Genomic DNA, 18,568 nt, shown 5'->3' on the forward strand with positions numbered 1-18,568 from the left:
GGTTGGTGCCGTTGCTTGTCCGGGTAGTGACACCCGGCGAGAGTCGTGAGTCGCGTATGAGATCCAAAGCGACGCCGCGTCTGGTTTCGACATGATCGGCAACGGCAGTTTCATCACGCCCTTCGAATACGAACACCAAACTTCGCCCTTTCTTGAAGTTCCGGAGCATGCGAAGCGCACGTCGCTGGCGCGACCCGGCCGAGCTCGATCCCGTTGCGTTGCTTCGCTGCTGCGGCGACGGCCGGTGCCCGGCATCGGTGCCATCTGGCTGTGGAACTATTTTCGTCATTGGCTGTTCGGCAGGCGAAGGGAGCCGCAGGATGGAACGACGCAACGCACTACTCTCGCTGGTGATAGCCGTTGTCATCATCGTCGGTTTCCTGATCGGCTTTCTCTACGTCGATGTGGGGTGGCGCACCTCGCCCCTGAAACGAGCGCCTGAGCAGAACCAGGGTGGCAATGCTCCGGCGGACACCTCACCGGCTGCAGGGGTCAAGAAAGATCCCAAGGAGAATACCGAGATGCCGGGGCAGCAGTGATTCTCGGCTCGCCAACAGCCGCAACTTGGTCACCAGTGGCGCCGTCTTTTCAGCCGAGGGCGTTGTCTGTCATCCACCGTGTTGTGTCTGACGTTCCTTCTGCTCCCGGCCTGGTTGGTCGCTGGTTTCCCGACTGGCTCTGCCATCGCGCTTCGAATATCGAAACGGCGCCGGGCGCTTGCGTGCTTCTCGGAACATCTCCGCTGGACTGACCATTATCAGGATGGAGAGCAAAGCTATGGAGCTTGGTGATGGGTATCCTTTCCGATCTGGACAAGAAGCTGACGGACAACATGTATGAACATGGCAGTGAGCTCACCGACGCGGTTGCGGACCTGCCGCGGCCGGTCGTTGAAACCGTCGACCGGCTGATGCTTTTCATTCAGCCCGAAGCGCGCGAGACAGTGAGAAATCAGGTTCTTGGCCTGGTCCACGAATACAGGATCGAGAACCCTGCAGACCCAACAGAGCAGGATTGAACATCTAGCCGTTCTGGTCGATCGCGTGGGGCGCGGGCTGGCTGCCGCTATCGTTGCTCGTTCTATGGCTGCCGAGCCACAACCAAGCCGCGATGATTACGACCGCCACGATGGCTATCCAGACTATGAGACGAGGCATTGCGGAATCCTCTGTGCCAGCAGTCCATCACGTCGATGATCAGGACGGGTCGCCACCTTCCCGTGTTCCAATCCCACAATCGATGCTTTGTTCCGCTTGAATTGGTTCTCGTGGCCGGCGGGCCTCTGTCGTTGGTTCTTATGTCTCGCGGTCGGCGCCTGTCCGAGCGGTGGCGTTTGATTGACGGGCACATCGGGCGCTCTAGATCAATTCACGCCGACCGCGACTTCCATCGGCCCGGGGAGACCAGTCTCGTGGCGCACCAAACGCCGGCTTTGACCTTTAGTGGCCCTTATCCCAGGCTGAGTTGTATGTGCGCGCTGTTGCTCACGGGCGTCTTGGCGGGATGCTCGTCCTCCGACCAGATCGAGCAGCAATCAAAAACGGCGGCCTCCGCGGCACAGACCGTATCGGTAATGCTCGATGCCTGGATGGATGGGGCGGCGCCGTTCGCATACACAGCCGGCACGCTGCGGTCGACCGGCAAGACTCTGGCCGACGCCGAGGCACAAATCCGATCGGCCGGAACGGCTGAACCGGCCGAGCAATCTGCTTTGGCGGCAGCGGTCAAGGATCTGTCGACCGCAGTGGCTCGCGCCGAGGCGGGATTGCAGGCGGACAATCGAGCGGAGGTCCAAAACGCAAAGCAGGATCTTCGACGGGGCTCGCGCACGCTGGCCACCGCCTATGCCAGATATTTCGCGCCGAAGCCATGAAGAAGCTCGTGGAGATATCGCTTGGCGTGGTTACCAGCGTTGGCGGCTTCCTTGAAGTCGGATCGATGGCAACGGCGGCCCAAGCGGGCGCAACCTTCGGCTTCCAGTTGATCTGGGCCGTGGTCCTCGGCACCATCTGCATCATCTTTCTGGTGGAAATGGCCGGCCGGTTCGCCGCGGTGAGCCATCACACGATCTGCGACGGCATCCGCGAGAGATTTGGTTTCAACGTCTTTGTGTGGCCGTTGCTTGCCACCTTGCTGCTCAGTCTCATGGTGCTCTCCGCCGAGATCGGCGGCGTTGCCATCGCACTCGAACTTGCCACGGGCATAGGCTTCCAGTGGTGGGCTCTGCCGGTGGCTTTTCTGGCATGGCTGCTGCTCTGGAAAGGCACGTTCGGTTTCATCGAGAAAGGTGTGTCGATGCTCGGCTTGGTGACGTTGTGTTTCGTCGTCGCGGCCGTGATGCTGAAACCCGATTGGACGGCGGTCGCGGCTGGCGCAGTGCCTTCGCTGCCAACCCACGACACCGCCAATTACTGGTTCATGGCGGTCAGCATTCTCGGCGCCTCGATATCGCCCTACCTGTTCATGTTCTATTCCTCGGGGGCTATCGAGGACCAGTGGGACAAGAGCTACCTCGGCGCCAACCGGGCCATAGCGGGACTGGGGATGACCTTCGGCGGCACCATTTCGATCGGCGTGTTGATCGTGGCCGCTCTCGTGCTGGCGACGCACGGCATCAACCAGGTCGATGACTATCACCAAATGCCGTTGATGCTGATCCCGGTATTCGGCTTCTGGGGTTTCATCCTGTTCGTAGCCTCGCTCGCCATTGCCTGCTTCGGCGCTGCACTCGAAGTCGCGCTGCAGCAGGCTTACCTCGTGGCGCAAGGTTTCGGCTGGACCTGGGGCGAGGACCGCAAGCCGCGCGAGAATCCAGGCTTCAGCGCCGTGTATACGGTATCGTTGTTGCTTGCGGCCATCCCGATCATGCTTGGTGTCGATCCGTTGAGGCTCACCATATTTTCCATGGCGCTGACGGCGGCCAGCCTGCCGTTGACGGTGGTTCCATTCCTGTTTCTGCTGAACGACGAACGCTACGTCGGCGAGCATCGCAACGGCATTCTCTCGAATGCCGCGGTCATCTTCATCATCGCGCTCGGCTTTGTGCTGGCCGTGGTGACGATCCCGCTGCAGATATTCGGAGGCACATGATGGAGTTGCTGCGTGATCTCCTGGACAAGCAGGTGGTCGACCGCCGCCAGGTCAAAATCGGCAAGGTCGATGGGCTGGTGGCCGAATTGCGGCAGGGCAAGCCCCCAAGGATCGTCGCGATCGAACTCGGCTCCATCACTTTGGCGCGTCGCCTTGGCACGTGGCCGGGGCGATGGATGGCGCAACTCGCGGCAAAGCTGGGTGGCAAGCGCCACGGCGAGCCGCATCGGATCGCCTGGCACAAGGTGAAGGATATCGGCGTCGACATCGAGTTCGATATCGATGTGCGTCGCACGACGATCTTCGCCTGGCAGGACTGGTTGCGCGATCATGTCATCGGACGCATTCCGGGAGCTTGATGATGACCGTCGTCAATCTTGAACATCTGGCTGGGCGACGCGTGCTTTCGCAGCGGGGCAAGAGCATCGGCTACATCGAGGAAATCCGCGCCGAACCGGATGGCGACGATTTTGTCGTTACTGAATTCCATGTCGGCGTCTACGCCGCTTTCGAGCGTCTTTCGACCTCGGCCATAGGCGTGGCGGTGCTCGATCTCTTTCGGCTGCGCCGCCGCGATGGCCTATACCGCATCCCTTGGGACAAGCTCGACATTTCTAACCCGGCGCGGCCGCGGCTGCTGTGTCCGATGACCGAACTTTCGGGCATGAAGAGCGCACCCGATCTTCGCGAATAGGCCGTCGCCGCGCTTTCTCGCAGACGTCTTCACCGAAGCATGCTCGCCGCCAGAAAAACCGCGGCCGCTACCAAAACGACGGCTGCAACGACCAACAGCGGCCAGTTGCTGCGAGGTCGTAGTTCCGGCTCGCCTTCGACCGGCCGCATCGCATTGGCGAAGCTGGCGTCATTTTCGAATTTCGGCCGGCGGGAACGTGGCGGCTCCGTAGGGATCGGATTTTGTGTGTCCGCCGCCTCGGCATCGGTCTCCATCGGAGCAACGGCAGGATCGAAGCCCGGCGTTTTGTCCTGCGTCTCTCCCCCCTGGATCTCGCCTCTGGCAGAGGCCGGTGTAGGAATTGACATCTTGGCACTGACCTCTCTCGTTCGAACCAGGCTCTGCCAAATCCGCAGCGGTGGTGCGCATAGCGCCAACGACTAGATTTGATCGCCGAGCAGAATCCTGGCGTCCTTGGCCGCAACAATGAACGCCTGTCGTGCAACCCTTGGAGGCTTTTCGCCACGCATCACCGCAAGGCAGGCCCTGATCGCGGCAAGACGCCTTTCCGACGTCGGCTTTGGCCAGTCCCGCAGCAGCACTTCGGCGGCATCGGACACAGAGACCACAACCCTGTCGCGGTCTATGCGGCCAGGTTGAATAACGATCGGTTTTCTGAAATGGCCTGTACGCACCCGCCCCTCCAAGACCTTCGCCTGTTGCTCCACGGAGCCTTCCGCGGACGGCCTCTAACGCCGCGACAGTCGATTTGTTCCAGTGCACCTGGCGTTTGGAATTTGGAATAACGACGCCTGAGTCACTCGTCTCCACCCATGGTTTTCTGGCGCTGCCGGGTCTAGCGGCATGGGGCCTGGAGAGCGGAACAAAGCGCATCTTGGCTTGTTAGGACGCAGCGCAAATTCGCTCACCGACAAGGACAAAGCCGATGAAAACACGACACCTTCTCGCATCCCTCGCGGTTGCTTCCACGGTTCTCGCAATGCCTGCCTTCGCGGCCGACAGCGCCCAGGATTTTGTCGACAAGGCTGCCGTCGGCGGCAAGTTCGAAGTGGACTCGAGTCAGATTGCCTTGGGCAAGGCCCAGGACCAGCGCATCAAGGATTTTGCCCAGATGATGATCCGGGACCACGGCGCCGCCAACACCAAGCTGCAAGCGGTCGCCGGCGAACAAAAACTGAAGGTGCCCTCAGCGCTCGACGCTCAGCATCAGGGCGATCTGGATAAGCTCAAGAACGCGCAGGGGCCGATTGATCCGGCCTATGTCGACGCGCAGCGCAAGGCGCATGACGAAGCCGTCAAGCTGTTCGAGGATTATGCCAGCGGGGGTGACAACGCCGCGCTCAAGACTTTTGCCCAGCAAACGGTCGGCACGCTGAAGATGCACCAGCAGGCGATCGAAAAGATCGCCGCCGGGCAAGATTCCGTTACGGGAGCGACAACGCCGGCGGTGAAGACCGACAATACTCCCAACGCCGCCGCCCTCGTTCCTGGTGCAAACAGCTTCACCGAAGCCCAGGCCAAGAGCCGTATCGAGAACGCCGGATATTCGAACGTGTCGAAGCTGACCAAGGACGATCAGGGCATCTGGCGCGGTCAGGCGGCCAAGGGAGGCGAAAACCTCAACGTTGGCGTCGACTACCAGGGCAACGTGGTTGCCGCAAGCAAGTGAGCGTGGATCAGGAGAAATCACATGAAAACCGTAACTGGACTGTTCGACAATTATGACGACGCGGCCGATGCGGTCGGCGAGCTTGAGGCGACGGGAGTCCCGCATTCCAACATCAGCATCGTCGCCAACAACTCGGATGACTGGTACGACGCAAATCGTTCCGAGGCCGCTGAAGACGCTGGCAGCGGTGCCGGAATCGGAGCCGTGATCGGCGGCGCCGGGGGGTTGCTCACGGGACTTGGCGTCATGGCCATCCCGGGTGTTGGCCCGGTGGTCGCGGCCGGATGGCTCGCCGCCACCGCCGCCGGTGCGGTTGCCGGTGCCGTGGCCGGTGGAGCGGCCGGCGGCATCATTGGCGCTCTGACGGAATCGGGCGTGCCCGAGCGCGATGCGCACGTCTATGCGGAAGGTGTACGCCGCGGCGGTACCTTGGTGACGGCCAAGGTGGAGGACGAACTCGTGCCGAATGCCGAGCAGATTTTGGGGCAATCCCGATCGGTGGACCTGGCCGAACGCCGCAGATCGTACGAGGCCGACGGCTGGACCGGCTTCGATGCCAATGCAGGCGAATACGTGCCGGGCGAGATCGATCGCGACGGCGGACGTGCAATCAATCGACCCTGAAAGCGGCTCACGTTCCTCTGACTGGCACGCAGCGACGAGGTCGCGGAAATCGATCTTGCCGCGCATGCAGGGGCGCTCTGCGGCGTTTAAGCACCATCGAACCCATCTCGAGGATATCGGGCTGGGTTCGATCTCGTTTGAAGCCATGTTGCCTGCGGAATCTCCGCCGCTCGGAACGGATCGCTCCATGACGAAACCGACCCCGCCCGCAAGGCGGAACCATGGAGGGGTCGACGTTGTTGTCCCAGCGGCCGACTTGTCGGTTGGCGGCTAGGAGCCATCATTGATGACCACCGATCGATCACGCGAAGACGTCCTGGTTTCGCTCCCGTTGATCAATGCAAAGGCGGCGCCGACGCTTAAGCACGCCGGGGCGGAGGTGTTCTACATGGAAGCCGTCCGCGAGCTCACCGCCACGGACATTCCCTTTCTGGTCGCTGGAACCTATGCGGTAAGCGCCTATACCGGCGTCACTCGCCAGACCAAGGATCTCGATATCTTCTGCAAGGCCGGTGACTACGCGCGGATCCTCGCCCATTTCAAGGAGCTTGGATATGCCGTCGAAATCGTGGACGACCGGTGGCTTGGCAAGGTGTTCAAGGGCAGGCATTTCTTCGACGTCATCTTCGGATCGGCCAACGGCATGATGCCTGTTGGCGATCGATGGCTGGAGCACGCCAGACAGACCGAGTTGCTGGGCAGCCGTGTGCGGATCATCGGGCCGACCGAACTCATCTGGTCCAAATGCTTCATTCAAGACAGGGGCCGGCACGACGGCGCCGATATCGCCCACACGATCCTCAAGGCACACGACCAGATAGATTGGCACCGGCTGCTTTCCTATCTGGAGGTTCATTGGGAGGTCCTGCTGATGCAGCTCATCAACTTCAGATGGATTTACCCAAGCGAGCGCGATCACATCCCGGCATGGCTCCTCGATGAACTCCTCGACCGCCTCGCCAAGCAACGGCAATTGCCGTCCCCCAGGATGAAGATCTGCCGCGGGCGGCTGCTGTCGCAAACCGACTACGAGATCGATGTCAAGGAATGGGGCTTCGCCGGCGTCGGCGGCGTGGGAGATTTTCGTGATGCCTGACCGCCTGGAGAACGTCGCGCCGAAGGATAACGCAGCGACGCTCAGAGTTGCTGCCATGGGGGATTTGCATGTCAGGGAAGATCCCCGAACCTCGTATCGCGATCTCTTCGGCGAGATATCGAGGGAAGCCGAGATTCTCGTCCTGACGGGAGATCTCACCAATCTCGGCAAGCCTCGTGAGGCGGAGATGCTCGCCGAGGACCTGCGCAACTGCTCGATCCCCGTGGTGGCGGTGCTCGGCAACCACGACTACGAATCCGGCGCGGTGGACGACGTCGCAAACATCCTGCGCCAGGCGCATGTTCACCTTCTCGATGGCCATGCGGTCGAAATCGAGGAGGTCGGCTTCGTCGGCGTGAAAGGGTTCGTCGGTGGCTTCGGATCGCGCATGCTCGGCTCCTTCGGCGAACCCGCGATCAAGGCGATGGTCTCGGAAAGTGTCAACGAGGCAATGCGCCTCGAAAACGCGATGCGCCAGGTACGGGCGAAGCGGACGCTCGTGGTCCTCCACTACGCGCCGATCGCTGAGACCGTCGAGGGAGAACCGCTGGAGATATTTCCGTTTCTTGGCTCTTCACGCCTTGCCGAGACGATCGATCGGTTCAAGGTCAGCGCCGTTGTGCACGGTCACGCGCATCGCGGCTCCTATGAAGGCCAAACGCCCGGCGGCGCCAAGGTTTACAACGTCGCCATGCACGTGGCCAAACCGAACGGCCGCCCCTATGCCCTGCTGGAACTCTGACGCCACGGCATCGTGCGAGCATTCAGTTGGAAGGCTCTGCCAGGAAGTGGCGGCGCGACAGTGCGAGCTGATCACGGTTGTTTGCCCGCGACATTATTTTGGAGTTCGTCGCCAGCGGCGAATTCGTCAAACCTCCGTCTTGTCGAAGCCCTGCCGGGCGATAATTTCTTCAGAAGGCGTGGGTGCTTCTCCCTCTCAGACAGGAGCCGACCATGAAACATCAGACACTCGACCAGCTCCAAACCGTCGCCAGGATTGAGCCGCTGGCGCCGTTTTCGGTAATGACACGTAATGAACGCATCGCGCGTTGGGCTGAACTTCTCGAGCAAAATCCCGAACGATGCCTCGGTGCGCTAACCGGCACGGAACATTTGCGTCCTGAAGCACGGGCCATCGCACGTGGGGAAGGATCGGCACTCGCGGTTGCCTTCGAAGACCCGATCTTGCGTGCATCGGGTCTGAGGGACGACACATACGGCGAGGCGAAGCGCTTCTTCGAATTGAGCGACTGGCAGCTCCACGACATTGTCTGTGATTGCCACGTCGGTGCCACCATGAAAGCACGATGGGCCGCGGCTCGGGTCCGTGCAACGATCAGCGGGAACAGGCTCTTTGCGTTCCTGAGGCGGTGCTTGATGCGGTGAGACCAAGGGGAGGTCGTTGCATGTCCGCGACGACCTCCTACACCGCCAATGCGCAAGCTATCGCCGATCGTCCTCGCGATAGAGCTGGTCGGTAGCGCGGTCGCTTTCCCTGCGTTCAACCGGACCACGGTTACGGCGGGTTACCAGGACATAGGCAATCAGTATGACCAGCAACGCTGGCCCGCCGGCGACGACGATTAGCCACATGATACCGTCAGACATGGGAAATCTCCTTTCCTCCACAACCGGCAAGGAGACGATCCGTTCCGCTTGGAGCGGTTCGCGGCGCGGACCGGCGATCGGTTCCTGTCATCCAGGGGGTCCAGACGCCTCCCCGCTATTGCCGGTCGGGTTTCCTTGCGAAGACCGCAGCAGAAGGGCGAGAGGAACCAGCAGCGCCGTTGCCACCGCGCAGTAACGAAAGACGTCGATATAGGCGAGCAGTGAAGCCTGGCGGGCGATCAACTGCCCGATCCAGCCAATGGCCTGCTGCTTGGCCTGGAGCATCGAGGAACCCTCGGCGACGAAGTGCTCGGTCGCCTGCCGTACCACCTGCTGGTAGGCGGGCGACGATTGCGCGGTGTGGCCGACAAGGTTCGCCTGATGGAGTTGTGCGTTCTGGGCGATCACGGTGTTGGAGAGCGACACGCCGATGCTACCGCCGATATTGCGGGCAACATTGATCAAGGCCGAGGCCTGGTTGGTCTTTTGCGGCGCCAGACCGACATATGCCGCGGTCGAAATCGGGATAAACAGGAACGGCAATCCGATCATCAGGAAGATGCGGGCAAAGGCAAAGAAGCTGAAGCTGGCGTCGGGCGTAAGCGAAGTCATATGCCACAGGCCGATCGCCACCACCGCCATGCCCGCCATGATCAGGTATTTTGGCTGGACGATGCCGGCGGCAAATCCCGAAATCGGCATGAGCATCAGCATGGCGATGCCGCCCGGCATCATCGACAGGCCCGATAGCGTCGCCGTGTAGTCGAAGGCGGTCTGCTGCAGCTGGGGCATCAGCTGCGTGGTGCTGAACAGCACCGCACCGACCGCCATCATCACTAGGAAGGATGTACCGAACTGGCGGGTGAACAGCAGGCGCATGTCGACGATCGGATCGCGGTGGCGGAATTCCCATGGGATCAGCAGGGCGAAGGAGATCGCCGAGATAATGGCGAAAGTCGTGATGAAGCTCGACGCGAACCAGTCGTTGCGCTGGCCCTCGTCGAGAAAGATTTCGAGGCAGCCGAGCGCGGTCGCCACCAGGATGAATCCGACCCAGTCGATCCTGAGACCTCCTTTCAGCCGCTGCTGGCGTTCGCGTTCGAGTACCTCCGGTTCGACCAGCAGCCACTGCACCAACGCCAGTGACATGATGCCGAACGGCACGTTGATGAAGAAGATCCAGTGCCACGAAAAATTGTCGGTCAGCCAGCCGCCGATGGTCGGCCCGACCGTCGGCGCGACGATGACGGCGATGCCGTAGAGGGCAAATGCCTGCGAGCGCTTTTCAGGCGGAAAGGTGTCGGCCAGGATGGATTGCTCGCTTGGCGCCATGCCGCCGCCGCCGAGGCCCTGCAGGATCCTGAAGACGATGAGCATCTCGAGATTGGGCGCCAGCCCGCACAGCAGCGATGCCAGGGTAAACGTCGCGACGCAAAGCATGTAGTAGCGCTTGCGGCCGATCACGCTGGCCAGCCACCCACTGATTGGAATGATCACGGAGTTGGCGACCAGATAGGTGGTGATGACCCAGGTACTTTCATCCATGCCGGCAGCCAGGCTGCCGGCGATGTTGCGCAGCGCCACATTGGCGATCGAGGTGTCGAGCACCAGCATGAAGGTGGCAATGGAGACAATGATGGCGATGAGCCAGGGATTGCGCTCACCGGCCGCGGATCGGCTTTCGCCCTGGTCGCTGGCGTTGTCGCGGCTCATCGCACCTTGACCGTCGGCACCACCGACAGGCCTGGGCCGAGCAGCACATCGGGCGGGTTGTCGAAGACGATCTTGACCGGCACACGCTGCACCACCTTGACGAAATTGCCGGTGGCATTTTCGGCGGGCAGCAGGCTGAAGGCGGTGCCGCTGCCGGCCTGCAGGCTGTCGACATGGCCATGAAAGGTCTTGTCCGGATAGGCGTCGATATCGATGTCGACCGGCTGTCCGGTTCGCATCCTGTCGAGTTGGGTTTCCTTGAAGTTCGCCTTTACCCAGACTTCGTTGGGAACGAACATCATGAGCACCTGACCCGGCTGGGTGTAGGTGCCGATGGCGGCCGAAATGCTTGTCGCGCGGCCGGCGACAGGGGCTGTAATAGTGGTACGGGTCAATGCCGTGCGGGCTTGATCCCGGCTGGCCTGTGCCTGGTGAAGCTTGGCTTCGCCGCTTTTGGTCTGTGCCTGCAGCACTGTCACCTGGCTCTTTGCCGCGGCCACGTCCGCCTCGGCGCTGTCCAGGGTTGCCTGGTCCTGTCGAAGGGTCGATGCAGCCTGCTGCGCCTGCTGCTGCGTCACCGTGCCCTTCGTCAGCAATTCGCGATTGCGCTGGTCTTCGGCCTTGGCGAAGTCGAGCGCTGCCTGGGCCAGCGCCACCTGCTTCTGGGCGGCGTCGATCTTGGCATTTTGCGCCTCGATCTGGGCCGCCACATTGGTGATGTCGGCCTGAGCGGCGGCTACGCCGGCATCCGCTTGGCTGAGCGATGCCCGGTAGTCGCTGTCGTCGATGCGCAAGAGAACGTCACCCTTGCGCACCGGCTGGTTGTCGGTGACGGCCACATCGGTGATACGCCCGGCAATCTCGGCGCTCACCGTTACCGTGCGGGCATCGATGAAGGCATCATCGGTGGATTCATACTGACGCGTATTCAGCCACCAGATCGCTACACCCATCGCAACAAGCAGAAGCAGGAGGACAATTGCCGCTGTCCAATAGGGATGGCGCCTGGGAAAGCCCAGCAGGTTCGATTTCTGCGGCCTGTCGTCCATTTGCCGATCGTCCGATTTGTCGTGCCGCGAACTTGGCTGGCTGGCGAGACGCTTGCTTTGCCCGGCCCTGTCGTCGGATGGGTCCGGCTCGCTTTTCTGAGGCTTCGTATCCACGGAACTGGCTTTCAGCAGACTGAAGGGTGATGTCCGCGATGGCGAACGCGGTTTCAACGGCAAAGCCTTGGCAAAGGTTCCTGTTTTGACTTCCCGCCAGCGCCATGGGCAGCGACGCCCTTCAGCCAGTCGGTGTGTGGCTGCTCATCCTCTTTGGCCTGCCCGATTGGGCAATAGGACCGCCCTCCCATCAACCTGGGGCGCTGAGTACCAGCATTCCCGTTTTATAGACGATAGCCGCACTTGGTGAGAGTGGCTCGAACCTTGTCGCTCGTGCAGGTGACGATGGGACATCTACCTGAAAGTTTCATCAGTCCGCAGTCTTGCCCAATGTGTCGGCGACGACCGCGCCGCGCTCACCCATGGGAACCGCCGGGCCTGTGGTCGAGTCACAGGCTGTCTGATGTTCCATTTCCGCGTTGATGGCGGCGCCGGCGATCAGGATGATGACTGAAATCCATGTCCACATCATCAGGCCGACCACGGCACCGAGCGAGCCGTATGTCGCGTTATAGTTGGCAAAATGCTGGAGATAGAACGAGAACAGCCACGACGCGATGATCCATGCCGCGGTCGCCGCAAGCGCTCCCCAGCTCAACCATCGCCATTTCGCATGTTCCCGGCTCGGCCCGAAGCGGTAGAGCAAGGAAATGCCGGTTAGGATCGACACCACCAGGATGGGCCATCGGGATACCGCAACCACGGTTTCTGTCCAGGCATCAAGGTAGAAAAAGCGCAACAGCGCCGGAACAACACCCACCGTAAGCAGCAGCACGATGCCGATGAGCAGGGCTCCGACCGTGAACAGGATCGACATCAGATTGAGGGTAATGAACGAGCGTTTCTCACGCTCTTCGTAGGCGATGTTCATCGCGTCGAAGAGCGCCTTCATGCCGCTGTTGGCGCTCCAGAGGGCGATTGTCAGGCCTATGAAAAAGCCTGTGCCGAGAGCGCCTGCTTTCTGGCGGGCCAAGGCCTGCAACTGATCGCGGATAAGATCGAGTCCACCCTGCGGTAGCAATCCCTGGAGGTAAGCGACATGGTCGGCGACCGTGACCGGGTCCGCGACGAAGCCATAGATCGAGATGAAGGCCGCCAGGGCGGGAAACAAGGCGAGCAGGAGATAGAAGGTCGCGCCGGCAGCCACCAGCAGAACCCGGTCCTTGTTGAACTCTTCCCAAAGTCGCCAGAAGATGTCCTTCCACCCCAGCCCCGTGATTTGAGATGGCCACGTGGCGTCGCGCCCACGGCTTCCTGGCTCCCGCCCTGCCGTGGCGTTGCTGTCCTTCCTTGTCGAGGCCGCGCGACTGGCTGCTTCCTCATCGATCAGCGAGGGCTGCTTGTCGTTCGGCGGAGAGCCTCGTTGTGGTTTCAAAGCCATTACCGGGTTCGCGGATATCCAAAGCGTGGCTGACAACGCGGGATGTGGCTGACAACGCGGGATATAGACACCCGTTCCCGATGCGCGGCCGATCACGTTTTTCCTCCTTCCCTGCATCTTTTGCGGCCGATCGGCGTTTGAAATTGGTCAGGTGAACGGGTGTGTCCGATGAGAACGACAACCAGGGATAAGCTCAGGGGCGAAGCGGAGTTGTCCGAGGACGCCGACCTGATCGTCAATCGAACAGCCCACTTCATTTCGGATTGGATCGAAGAACACGTCGTTGACGAGCCTATCCCTATGTCCGGCATCGATGCCGCGGAGGAACTCGCAAATCAGTGCGTGGCGGATGCGCAAGATGAGGGGATCGCGGCGCAGGACATCCAGGATGAGGTGGGCGATCTTACTGAATACATCGCGGAAACGATCGATGAAGGGAACGGCTCCCCCTTGGAAGGGGTGGCCACGGCGGCAACCAAAATCGCGGAACCTCGTTTGTCGAGTGTCAACCCGAGGAGATGGCGATGACGAGGTCCCTATCCTTTCTGATCCTGGCAACGGGTCTTGCGCTCACCGCATGTGACAACAGCACCGAGCCGACGAAGGCCAACACCGACACCGTCACCAAGAACCCACCAGTCGACCAGGACGCCAGACCGAAGTCGACGACCGGTGGCGATCAGCCAACTGCCCCGGCGACCAAATGAACGTGATTTCCTATTGCTACACGCCGCTGCCGCTTGCGTGGCTGGCCTGACGGATGAGGCTCCGGTCATTCCCCTGGCGCGGCTAGGCTGATGACTGCGGACGCCAGGATTTCCGGAGGGACCGGAACCTCAATCCACTGCCGCGCATTTCGACTTCACGCGTGGAAGACAAATGTCATCCAACCATCAAGACGCTGGCCAAGGAGAATTCAGATGCAAGGTTCAGAAGCGATTTCCAGGCGCCCTATCGGCGGCATGAGCATAGAACCATTCCTCGGCACGGTGACGGTCCGGTTCTCCGACGCGATAGTCGCCGCAAGCGACCGTGCGAAAATTCTTCGGGAGGAGGGCCATGAGCCGGTCTTCTATATCCCCTTCGAGGATATCTATTTCGACCTGTTCGAGAAGACCAACACCACCAGCGAGTGCCCGTTGAAGGGAACAGCGAGCTATTGGCGTGTTCATGCTGTCGGCGGCTCGGCCGATGACTTCATGTGGGCGTATGAGACGCCGGATACCGCGGCCCTGGCCATCGCGCGTCATGGCGCCTTCGATCCGAAAAAGGCACGTATTGACGTCGATCCGAAGGAGGACAAGCGGCATACTCCACATGTCATTGAGTAGGATGCCGCCTCGACCGTCGTTCTTCTTGCTTGTCGCCATGCCGGCAAAGCCACTTCGATCAGGTTTAGCCGCGCCTCACCGCCATGCGGGAGCAAAATCACTCTTTCGCGATCAGGCAGGGTTTTGTCGCACTGCATTCGGAACAATGCCCGGAGTGAAAGGTTAGCGGCGAAAGCCAGCCCAGGAGCGAGCCATGTCCGAAACCCTCGTCCCAAAGCCAATTAGCCTCAGCCGGAGACGTTTCATGACGGGCACGGTTTCGGCCGCTGCGGTCGCACCGCTCATGTCTCCTGAGGCCAAGGCGGAGGAAGTGGCCGCGTCCCGTTCCAAGCTCCGGGAGCCGGTCGTCACCTCGCTTCGTATCAACAGGCAAGCTTACGAGCTTTCGCTCGACACCAGGACCAGCCTGCTCGACGCCTTGCGTGACCACGTTGGGCTGACCGGGACGAAAAAAGGCTGCGACCATGGGCAATGCGGTGCATGCACCGTGCTCGTCGACGGAAAACGGGTCCTCTCCTGCTTGAGCTTCGCGGTGATGATGCAGGGCAAGGATGTGACGACCGTGGAGGGGCTCGCCTCGCACGACGGCGCCCTGCATCCGATGCAGCAGGCCTTTATCGACCATGACGCCTTCCAGTGCGGCTATTGCACGCCGGGCCAGATTCTGTCGGCCATCGGCTGCGTCAACGAAGGCCACGCCGGTTCCGAGGCCGATATCCGGGAATATATGAGCGGCAACATCTGCCGGTGCGCCGCATACCCCAACATCGTGGCCGCGATCGTGCAGGCTCGCGACGAAACCGGGAGAGCCTGACATGCGTCCTTTCGTTCTCGAGCAACCGGCCAACATCCCGGCGGCTGTCGCCCTCGCTTCGAACTTTGCCGCGCCGGATCGGCCGCCGACCCAGTCAGACATGCAATTCATCGCTGGCGGCACCAATCTGGCCGACTACATGAAGCTCGACGTTGCCCGGCCGAACCGCCTGCTCGATCTCAATCGTCTCTCCGAGCCGGCGCTTCGGCAAATCCGCGTCACCACCGAAGGGGTTCGTTTCGGCGCGCTGGTGCGGATGGGCGAGGCGGCTGACGATAAAGACGTCAAGCTCCACTATCCGGTCATTGCCGACAGCCTCAGGCTGGCAGCCAGCGGCCAACTCCGCAACATGGCCAGCCTTGCCGGCAACGTGCTGCAACGGACGCGGTGCGAGTATTTCAGGGAGATCTCATGGGCCTGCAACAAGCGCCAGCCGGGTTCGGGCTGCGCGGCAATGGAAGGTTTCAATAGGCAACACGCGGTGCTGGGCGTCAGTGATGCCTGCATCGCCACCTATCATGGTGATTTCGCCCAGGCACTGATTGCCCTTGACGCCAACCTCCATGTCGAGGGTTCTGGCGGCGCGCGCGAAATCCGGTTCGCCAACCTGCATCGCTTGCCCGGCGATACGCCGGATGTCGAGACCGGCCTCGCCGCTGACGAGATCATCACCGCCATCGATGTGCCCGCGGGTCCTTGGACCCGGCGTTCCCGCTACCTTAAGGTTCGTGACCGCGAATCCTATGCCTTCGCCCTGGCTTCCGCGGCGGTCGCTCTCGACCTCGACGGCAACAGCGTCCGCGAGGCACGCATAGCCCTTGGCGGCGTCGCCACGGTCCCGTGGCGGGCGAGGGAAGCGGAAGCGGTCCTGCACGGCAAGATGCTGGACGAGGCAATGGCGCGGGCGGCCGCGGAGACGGCTTTCGCCGATGCCAGGCCGCGCGGCCACAATGCGTTCAAGATCGAGCTTGGCAAACGGACGCTGGTGCGGGCGCTCCTCGAAACCCGTGACATGAAGGTGTGATCATGAACGCAGCCGCTCCGCAGCCCAAGGAGAACATGGGTGCCCCGCTGCCGCGCATCGACGGGCGGCTGAAGGTGACCGGCCAGGCGAGTTATCCGGCGGACCTCGCGGCGGCCAATGTCGCCTATGGCGTGCTGGCCACCAGCAGTATCGCCAGGGGCACGGTGACGGCACTTCACCTGGACAATGCCCGAGCGGTGCCGGGCGTGCTCGACATCGTGACCTATGGCGACATGGACGCGGTGGACAAGCCGAAATTCGGCAATACCGCCGCCGCCTCGATCGCGCCGCTGCATGACCGGAAGGTCTTTCACGATGGGCAGATCATTGCCTTGGTGGTCGCCGAGACCTTCGAGGCGGCGGAGGAGGCTGCGCTGCTGATCCGTGCCGACTACGCCGAGGAGAAACCGAGTGCGGGCTTCGACAGCCCTGGAGCAACGACCATTGCCGCCGCGGGCAAAAGCCCGATGTTCAAGGAAGACGTCAAGGTCGGCGATTTCGATACTGCCTATGCCGCTGCTCCGGTCAGGATCGATGCACGCTATTCGACACCAACGCAGCACCACAATCCGATCGAACTGTTTTCGACGACGGCAATGTGGCAGGGCGATCAACTCACCATTCATGAGCCGTCCCAGAACGTCACCGGCTGGAAGGCCGAACTTGCCAGGCAGTTGAAGATCGATCCGGCGAAGGTGCGCATCGTCAGCCCATACATCGGCGGCGCGTTCGGCTCGAAGGGACCGATGACGGCCCGCACGGCGATCGTCGCGGTCGCCGCAAGGCGTCTCGGCCGACCGGTGCGTTGCGTGGTCAGCCGCATGCAGGCGTTTGGTACCCAGACCTATCGCGCCGAGACCAGGCACCGGATCCGCATGGGCGCCGACAAGGACGGCCGCATAACCGCTTTCGCGCATGAGGGCTGGGAGGTGACATCGCGACCCGATCCCTACGTGGTCGGGGGAACGTCTGCGACCGGCCGCATGTATGATTACGGCGCGGTGCTTACGCACGTGTCGCTGGTCCAGGCGGACCGCAACACGCCCGGCTACATGCGTTCGCCTCCCGAGACGCCTTACGTCTATGCGCTGGAGAACGCCATGGACGAGATGGCGGTGGCCCTGGCCATGGACCCGGTGGAGTTCCGAAGGGTGAACGAGCCAAAAGCCGAGCCGATCGGGAGAAAGCCGTTCTCGAGCCGCTCGCTGATGCAATGCTACGATCAGGCGGCGGACGCATTCGGCTGGACGAAGCGGGACGCCAAGGTCGGGTCGATGCACGACGGCGACTGGTTGATCGGCATGGGTTGCGCCACGGCGATCTATCCGACCTCGTCGGCTCCCTGCGCTGCGCGCGTATGGCTGACCGTCGACGGCGATGTGCGCGTCCAGAGCGGCTCGCATGAAATCGGCACCGGCGTGCGCACGGTCGCCGGCCAGATGGCAGCAGAGCGCCTCGGTGTCGCCATGGACAGGGTGAGCGTCGAGATGGGCGACAGCACCTTGCCCCCGGCGCCCGTGTCGGGAGGGTCTATCTCCACGGCAAGCGTCTGTTCGGCGGTGCTCAAGGCCTGCGACGCGATCAGGACGAAGCTGTTTGCCGCGGCGATCGGCGAAGGTGGTCCGCTTGCCGGCGCCCACAATGAGGAACTGGATATCCTTGATGGCAAAATCATTGCCAAGGGCGGCGCTTCGGCAAAAGTCGGGGACGTCTTGAAAGCCATGCGGGTGGGGGCGATCGAGGAGTATGCCGAGTATGCGCCCAAGGGGGCGAGCCCCGAAGCGCTCAAGAAGCTCTATGCCGGCCAGCCGGAGTTTCACGGCGGCGAGCAGGACGAGGATTCGGTGAAATATGCATTCGGCGCGGAATTCGTCGAAGTTCGCATCAATCGCCTTACCAGGGAAATCCGCGTGCCGCGCATTGTCGGAGCCTTTGCCGCCGGCCGCATCATGAACACGCGCACGGCGCGCAGCCAACTGATGGGCGGAATGATCTGGGGCATCGGCCAGGCGCTGCATGAGGCGACCGAGGTCGACAGCCGCTATGCCCGCTACGTCAATCGAGATCTGCAGGACTACCTCGTGCCGGTCAATGCCGACATCAAGGATCTCCAGGTGATTCTGGTTCCGGAGATTGACCACGAGGTCAATCCGGCCGGCGTCAAAGGCCTCGGAGAACTGGGCAATGTCGGCACGGCGGCCGCCGTTGCCAGCGCGGTCTACCATGCGACTGGCAAACGCATCCGCGATCTTCCGATCAGGATCGAGCAGCTTATCGTCTGATCTGGCCTACCCCATGGGCGGTCCGATTCACGAAATATTACGTGAGGGAACGTCCGGGCCGCCAGCGTCTTTGACCCTT

General features: G+C 61.8%; 23 protein-coding genes. 17 read left to right on the top strand and 6 right to left on the bottom strand.

What is annotated here, in order from left to right:
- Positions 1 to 320: 320 nt before the first annotated feature.
- From FJ936_RS10055 to FJ936_RS10080, 6 genes are all read left to right on the top strand, one after another.
- On the top strand, positions 321 to 539 hold the full coding sequence (locus FJ936_RS10055) for a hypothetical protein (protein ID WP_140715361.1): 219 nt from the start codon (positions 321 to 323) through the stop codon (positions 537 to 539).
- 251 nt (positions 540 to 790) lie between these two features.
- Positions 791 to 1,018 (top strand): hypothetical protein, encoded by a 228-nt coding sequence (locus FJ936_RS10060; RefSeq protein ID WP_181171363.1) that lies wholly within the window; start codon positions 791 to 793, stop codon positions 1,016 to 1,018.
- A 450-nt stretch (positions 1,019 to 1,468) separates the two neighbouring features.
- Complete coding sequence (locus tag FJ936_RS10065; protein ID WP_140791487.1) at positions 1,469 to 1,873, top strand: hypothetical protein; 405 nt, start codon at positions 1,469 to 1,471, stop codon at positions 1,871 to 1,873.
- A complete protein-coding gene (locus FJ936_RS10070; RefSeq protein ID WP_140661619.1) occupies positions 1,870 to 3,090 on the top strand; it encodes a divalent metal cation transporter in 1,221 nt (406 codons plus the stop codon). Before FJ936_RS10065 ends, FJ936_RS10070 begins: the two co-directional genes overlap by 4 nt.
- Positions 3,090 to 3,449, top strand: a complete 360-nt coding sequence (locus FJ936_RS10075; RefSeq protein WP_015319130.1) for a hypothetical protein — start codon at positions 3,090 to 3,092, stop codon at positions 3,447 to 3,449. The genes FJ936_RS10070 and FJ936_RS10075 overlap by 1 nt, the downstream gene beginning before the upstream one ends.
- Positions 3,450 to 3,451: 2 nt before the next feature.
- Entirely contained in the window at positions 3,452 to 3,784 is a 333-nt protein-coding gene (locus FJ936_RS10080; protein ID WP_140661618.1) for a hypothetical protein, read from the top strand.
- Positions 3,785 to 3,813: 29 nt separating this feature from the next.
- Here FJ936_RS10080 and FJ936_RS10085 read toward each other — a convergent pair whose 3' ends face one another.
- Both FJ936_RS10085 and FJ936_RS10090 read right to left on the bottom strand, forming a co-directional pair.
- Positions 3,814 to 4,131, bottom strand: a complete 318-nt coding sequence (locus tag FJ936_RS10085) for a hypothetical protein (RefSeq protein ID WP_015319128.1) — start codon at positions 4,129 to 4,131, stop codon at positions 3,814 to 3,816.
- 72 nt (positions 4,132 to 4,203) lie between these two features.
- Positions 4,204 to 4,491 (bottom strand): DUF982 domain-containing protein, encoded by a 288-nt coding sequence (locus FJ936_RS10090; RefSeq protein ID WP_224595357.1) that lies wholly within the window; start codon positions 4,489 to 4,491, stop codon positions 4,204 to 4,206.
- Positions 4,492 to 4,709: 218 nt separating this feature from the next.
- On the opposite strand from FJ936_RS10090, the gene FJ936_RS10095 reads away from it, so the two are divergent.
- The 5 genes from FJ936_RS10095 (at position 4,710) to FJ936_RS10115 (ending at position 8,559) form a co-directional block, all read left to right on the top strand.
- A complete protein-coding gene (locus FJ936_RS10095; protein ID WP_015319126.1) occupies positions 4,710 to 5,453 on the top strand; it encodes a DUF4142 domain-containing protein in 744 nt (247 codons plus the stop codon).
- 21 nt (positions 5,454 to 5,474) lie between these two features.
- On the top strand, positions 5,475 to 6,077 hold the full coding sequence (locus FJ936_RS10100) for a general stress protein (protein WP_015319125.1): 603 nt from the start codon (positions 5,475 to 5,477) through the stop codon (positions 6,075 to 6,077).
- A 286-nt stretch (positions 6,078 to 6,363) separates the two neighbouring features.
- Positions 6,364 to 7,173 (top strand): hypothetical protein, encoded by an 810-nt coding sequence (locus FJ936_RS10105; RefSeq protein WP_015319124.1) that lies wholly within the window; start codon positions 6,364 to 6,366, stop codon positions 7,171 to 7,173.
- On the top strand, positions 7,166 to 7,915 hold the full coding sequence (locus tag FJ936_RS10110) for a metallophosphoesterase (RefSeq protein ID WP_140791491.1): 750 nt from the start codon (positions 7,166 to 7,168) through the stop codon (positions 7,913 to 7,915). Before FJ936_RS10105 ends, FJ936_RS10110 begins: the two co-directional genes overlap by 8 nt.
- A 212-nt stretch (positions 7,916 to 8,127) precedes the next feature.
- A complete protein-coding gene (locus FJ936_RS10115) occupies positions 8,128 to 8,559 on the top strand; it encodes a hypothetical protein (RefSeq protein WP_015319122.1) in 432 nt (143 codons plus the stop codon).
- A 57-nt stretch (positions 8,560 to 8,616) separates the two neighbouring features.
- Here FJ936_RS10115 and FJ936_RS30490 read toward each other — a convergent pair whose 3' ends face one another.
- The 4 genes from FJ936_RS30490 to FJ936_RS10130 form a co-directional block, all read right to left on the bottom strand.
- Positions 8,617 to 8,781 (bottom strand): hypothetical protein, encoded by a 165-nt coding sequence (locus tag FJ936_RS30490; RefSeq protein WP_015319121.1) that lies wholly within the window; start codon positions 8,779 to 8,781, stop codon positions 8,617 to 8,619.
- Between the two features lie 87 nt (positions 8,782 to 8,868).
- The gene (locus tag FJ936_RS10120) at positions 8,869 to 10,494 is read right to left on the bottom strand and encodes a DHA2 family efflux MFS transporter permease subunit (RefSeq protein WP_015319120.1); all 1,626 of its coding nucleotides are present in this window, start codon (positions 10,492 to 10,494) and stop codon (positions 8,869 to 8,871) included.
- Positions 10,491 to 11,543, bottom strand: coding sequence for an HlyD family secretion protein (locus FJ936_RS10125; protein WP_140617523.1), 1,053 nt, complete (start codon positions 11,541 to 11,543; stop codon positions 10,491 to 10,493). The genes FJ936_RS10120 and FJ936_RS10125 overlap by 4 nt, the downstream gene beginning before the upstream one ends.
- Positions 11,544 to 11,967: 424 nt before the next feature.
- Entirely contained in the window at positions 11,968 to 13,038 is a 1,071-nt protein-coding gene (locus FJ936_RS10130; RefSeq protein ID WP_140791546.1) for a YihY/virulence factor BrkB family protein, read from the bottom strand.
- A 168-nt stretch (positions 13,039 to 13,206) separates the two neighbouring features.
- On the opposite strand from FJ936_RS10130, the gene FJ936_RS10135 reads away from it, so the two are divergent.
- From FJ936_RS10135 to FJ936_RS10160, 6 genes are all read left to right on the top strand, one after another.
- A complete protein-coding gene (locus tag FJ936_RS10135) occupies positions 13,207 to 13,566 on the top strand; it encodes a DUF768 domain-containing protein (protein WP_140661615.1) in 360 nt (119 codons plus the stop codon).
- Positions 13,563 to 13,745, top strand: coding sequence for a hypothetical protein (locus tag FJ936_RS10140; protein ID WP_140791493.1), 183 nt, complete (start codon positions 13,563 to 13,565; stop codon positions 13,743 to 13,745). Before FJ936_RS10135 ends, FJ936_RS10140 begins: the two co-directional genes overlap by 4 nt.
- A gap of 213 nt (positions 13,746 to 13,958) precedes the next feature.
- Positions 13,959 to 14,369 (top strand): DUF427 domain-containing protein, encoded by a 411-nt coding sequence (locus FJ936_RS10145; RefSeq protein ID WP_140617520.1) that lies wholly within the window; start codon positions 13,959 to 13,961, stop codon positions 14,367 to 14,369.
- A 244-nt stretch (positions 14,370 to 14,613) separates the two neighbouring features.
- Entirely contained in the window at positions 14,614 to 15,183 is a 570-nt protein-coding gene (locus tag FJ936_RS10150) for a (2Fe-2S)-binding protein (RefSeq protein WP_246680447.1), read from the top strand.
- 1 nt (position 15,184) lies between these two features.
- The gene (locus FJ936_RS10155) at positions 15,185 to 16,207 is read left to right on the top strand and encodes a xanthine dehydrogenase family protein subunit M (protein ID WP_140791497.1); all 1,023 of its coding nucleotides are present in this window, start codon (positions 15,185 to 15,187) and stop codon (positions 16,205 to 16,207) included.
- Positions 16,208 to 16,209: 2 nt separating this feature from the next.
- Positions 16,210 to 18,489, top strand: a complete 2,280-nt coding sequence (locus tag FJ936_RS10160) for a xanthine dehydrogenase family protein molybdopterin-binding subunit (protein WP_140791499.1) — start codon at positions 16,210 to 16,212, stop codon at positions 18,487 to 18,489.
- The last annotated feature ends 79 nt before the right edge of the window (positions 18,490 to 18,568 follow it).

Source organism: Mesorhizobium sp. B2-4-13, from assembly GCF_006658535.1.
Lineage (GTDB): Bacteria > Pseudomonadota > Alphaproteobacteria > Rhizobiales > Rhizobiaceae > Mesorhizobium > Mesorhizobium australicum.

Coding starts and splice junctions, on each gene's coding strand:
- FJ936_RS10055 (WP_140715361.1), top strand. CDS start 321: ATGGAACGACGCAACGCACTACTCTCGCTGGTGATAGCCGTTGTCATC.
- FJ936_RS10060 (WP_181171363.1), top strand. CDS start 791: ATGGGTATCCTTTCCGATCTGGACAAGAAGCTGACGGACAACATGTAT.
- FJ936_RS10065 (WP_140791487.1), top strand. CDS start 1,469: ATGTGCGCGCTGTTGCTCACGGGCGTCTTGGCGGGATGCTCGTCCTCC.
- FJ936_RS10070 (WP_140661619.1), top strand. CDS start 1,870: ATGAAGAAGCTCGTGGAGATATCGCTTGGCGTGGTTACCAGCGTTGGC.
- FJ936_RS10075 (WP_015319130.1), top strand. CDS start 3,090: ATGGAGTTGCTGCGTGATCTCCTGGACAAGCAGGTGGTCGACCGCCGC.
- FJ936_RS10080 (WP_140661618.1), top strand. CDS start 3,452: ATGACCGTCGTCAATCTTGAACATCTGGCTGGGCGACGCGTGCTTTCG.
- FJ936_RS10085 (WP_015319128.1), bottom strand. CDS start 4,131: ATGTCAATTCCTACACCGGCCTCTGCCAGAGGCGAGATCCAGGGGGGA.
- FJ936_RS10095 (WP_015319126.1), top strand. CDS start 4,710: ATGAAAACACGACACCTTCTCGCATCCCTCGCGGTTGCTTCCACGGTT.
- FJ936_RS10100 (WP_015319125.1), top strand. CDS start 5,475: ATGAAAACCGTAACTGGACTGTTCGACAATTATGACGACGCGGCCGAT.
- FJ936_RS10105 (WP_015319124.1), top strand. CDS start 6,364: ATGACCACCGATCGATCACGCGAAGACGTCCTGGTTTCGCTCCCGTTG.
- FJ936_RS10110 (WP_140791491.1), top strand. CDS start 7,166: ATGCCTGACCGCCTGGAGAACGTCGCGCCGAAGGATAACGCAGCGACG.
- FJ936_RS10115 (WP_015319122.1), top strand. CDS start 8,128: ATGAAACATCAGACACTCGACCAGCTCCAAACCGTCGCCAGGATTGAG.
- FJ936_RS30490 (WP_015319121.1), bottom strand. CDS start 8,781: ATGTCTGACGGTATCATGTGGCTAATCGTCGTCGCCGGCGGGCCAGCG.
- FJ936_RS10120 (WP_015319120.1), bottom strand. CDS start 10,494: ATGAGCCGCGACAACGCCAGCGACCAGGGCGAAAGCCGATCCGCGGCC.
- FJ936_RS10125 (WP_140617523.1), bottom strand. CDS start 11,543: ATGGACGACAGGCCGCAGAAATCGAACCTGCTGGGCTTTCCCAGGCGC.
- FJ936_RS10130 (WP_140791546.1), bottom strand. CDS start 13,038: ATGGCTTTGAAACCACAACGAGGCTCTCCGCCGAACGACAAGCAGCCC.
- FJ936_RS10135 (WP_140661615.1), top strand. CDS start 13,207: ATGAGAACGACAACCAGGGATAAGCTCAGGGGCGAAGCGGAGTTGTCC.
- FJ936_RS10140 (WP_140791493.1), top strand. CDS start 13,563: ATGACGAGGTCCCTATCCTTTCTGATCCTGGCAACGGGTCTTGCGCTC.
- FJ936_RS10145 (WP_140617520.1), top strand. CDS start 13,959: ATGCAAGGTTCAGAAGCGATTTCCAGGCGCCCTATCGGCGGCATGAGC.
- FJ936_RS10150 (WP_246680447.1), top strand. CDS start 14,614: ATGACGGGCACGGTTTCGGCCGCTGCGGTCGCACCGCTCATGTCTCCT.
- FJ936_RS10155 (WP_140791497.1), top strand. CDS start 15,185: ATGCGTCCTTTCGTTCTCGAGCAACCGGCCAACATCCCGGCGGCTGTC.
- FJ936_RS10160 (WP_140791499.1), top strand. CDS start 16,210: ATGAACGCAGCCGCTCCGCAGCCCAAGGAGAACATGGGTGCCCCGCTG.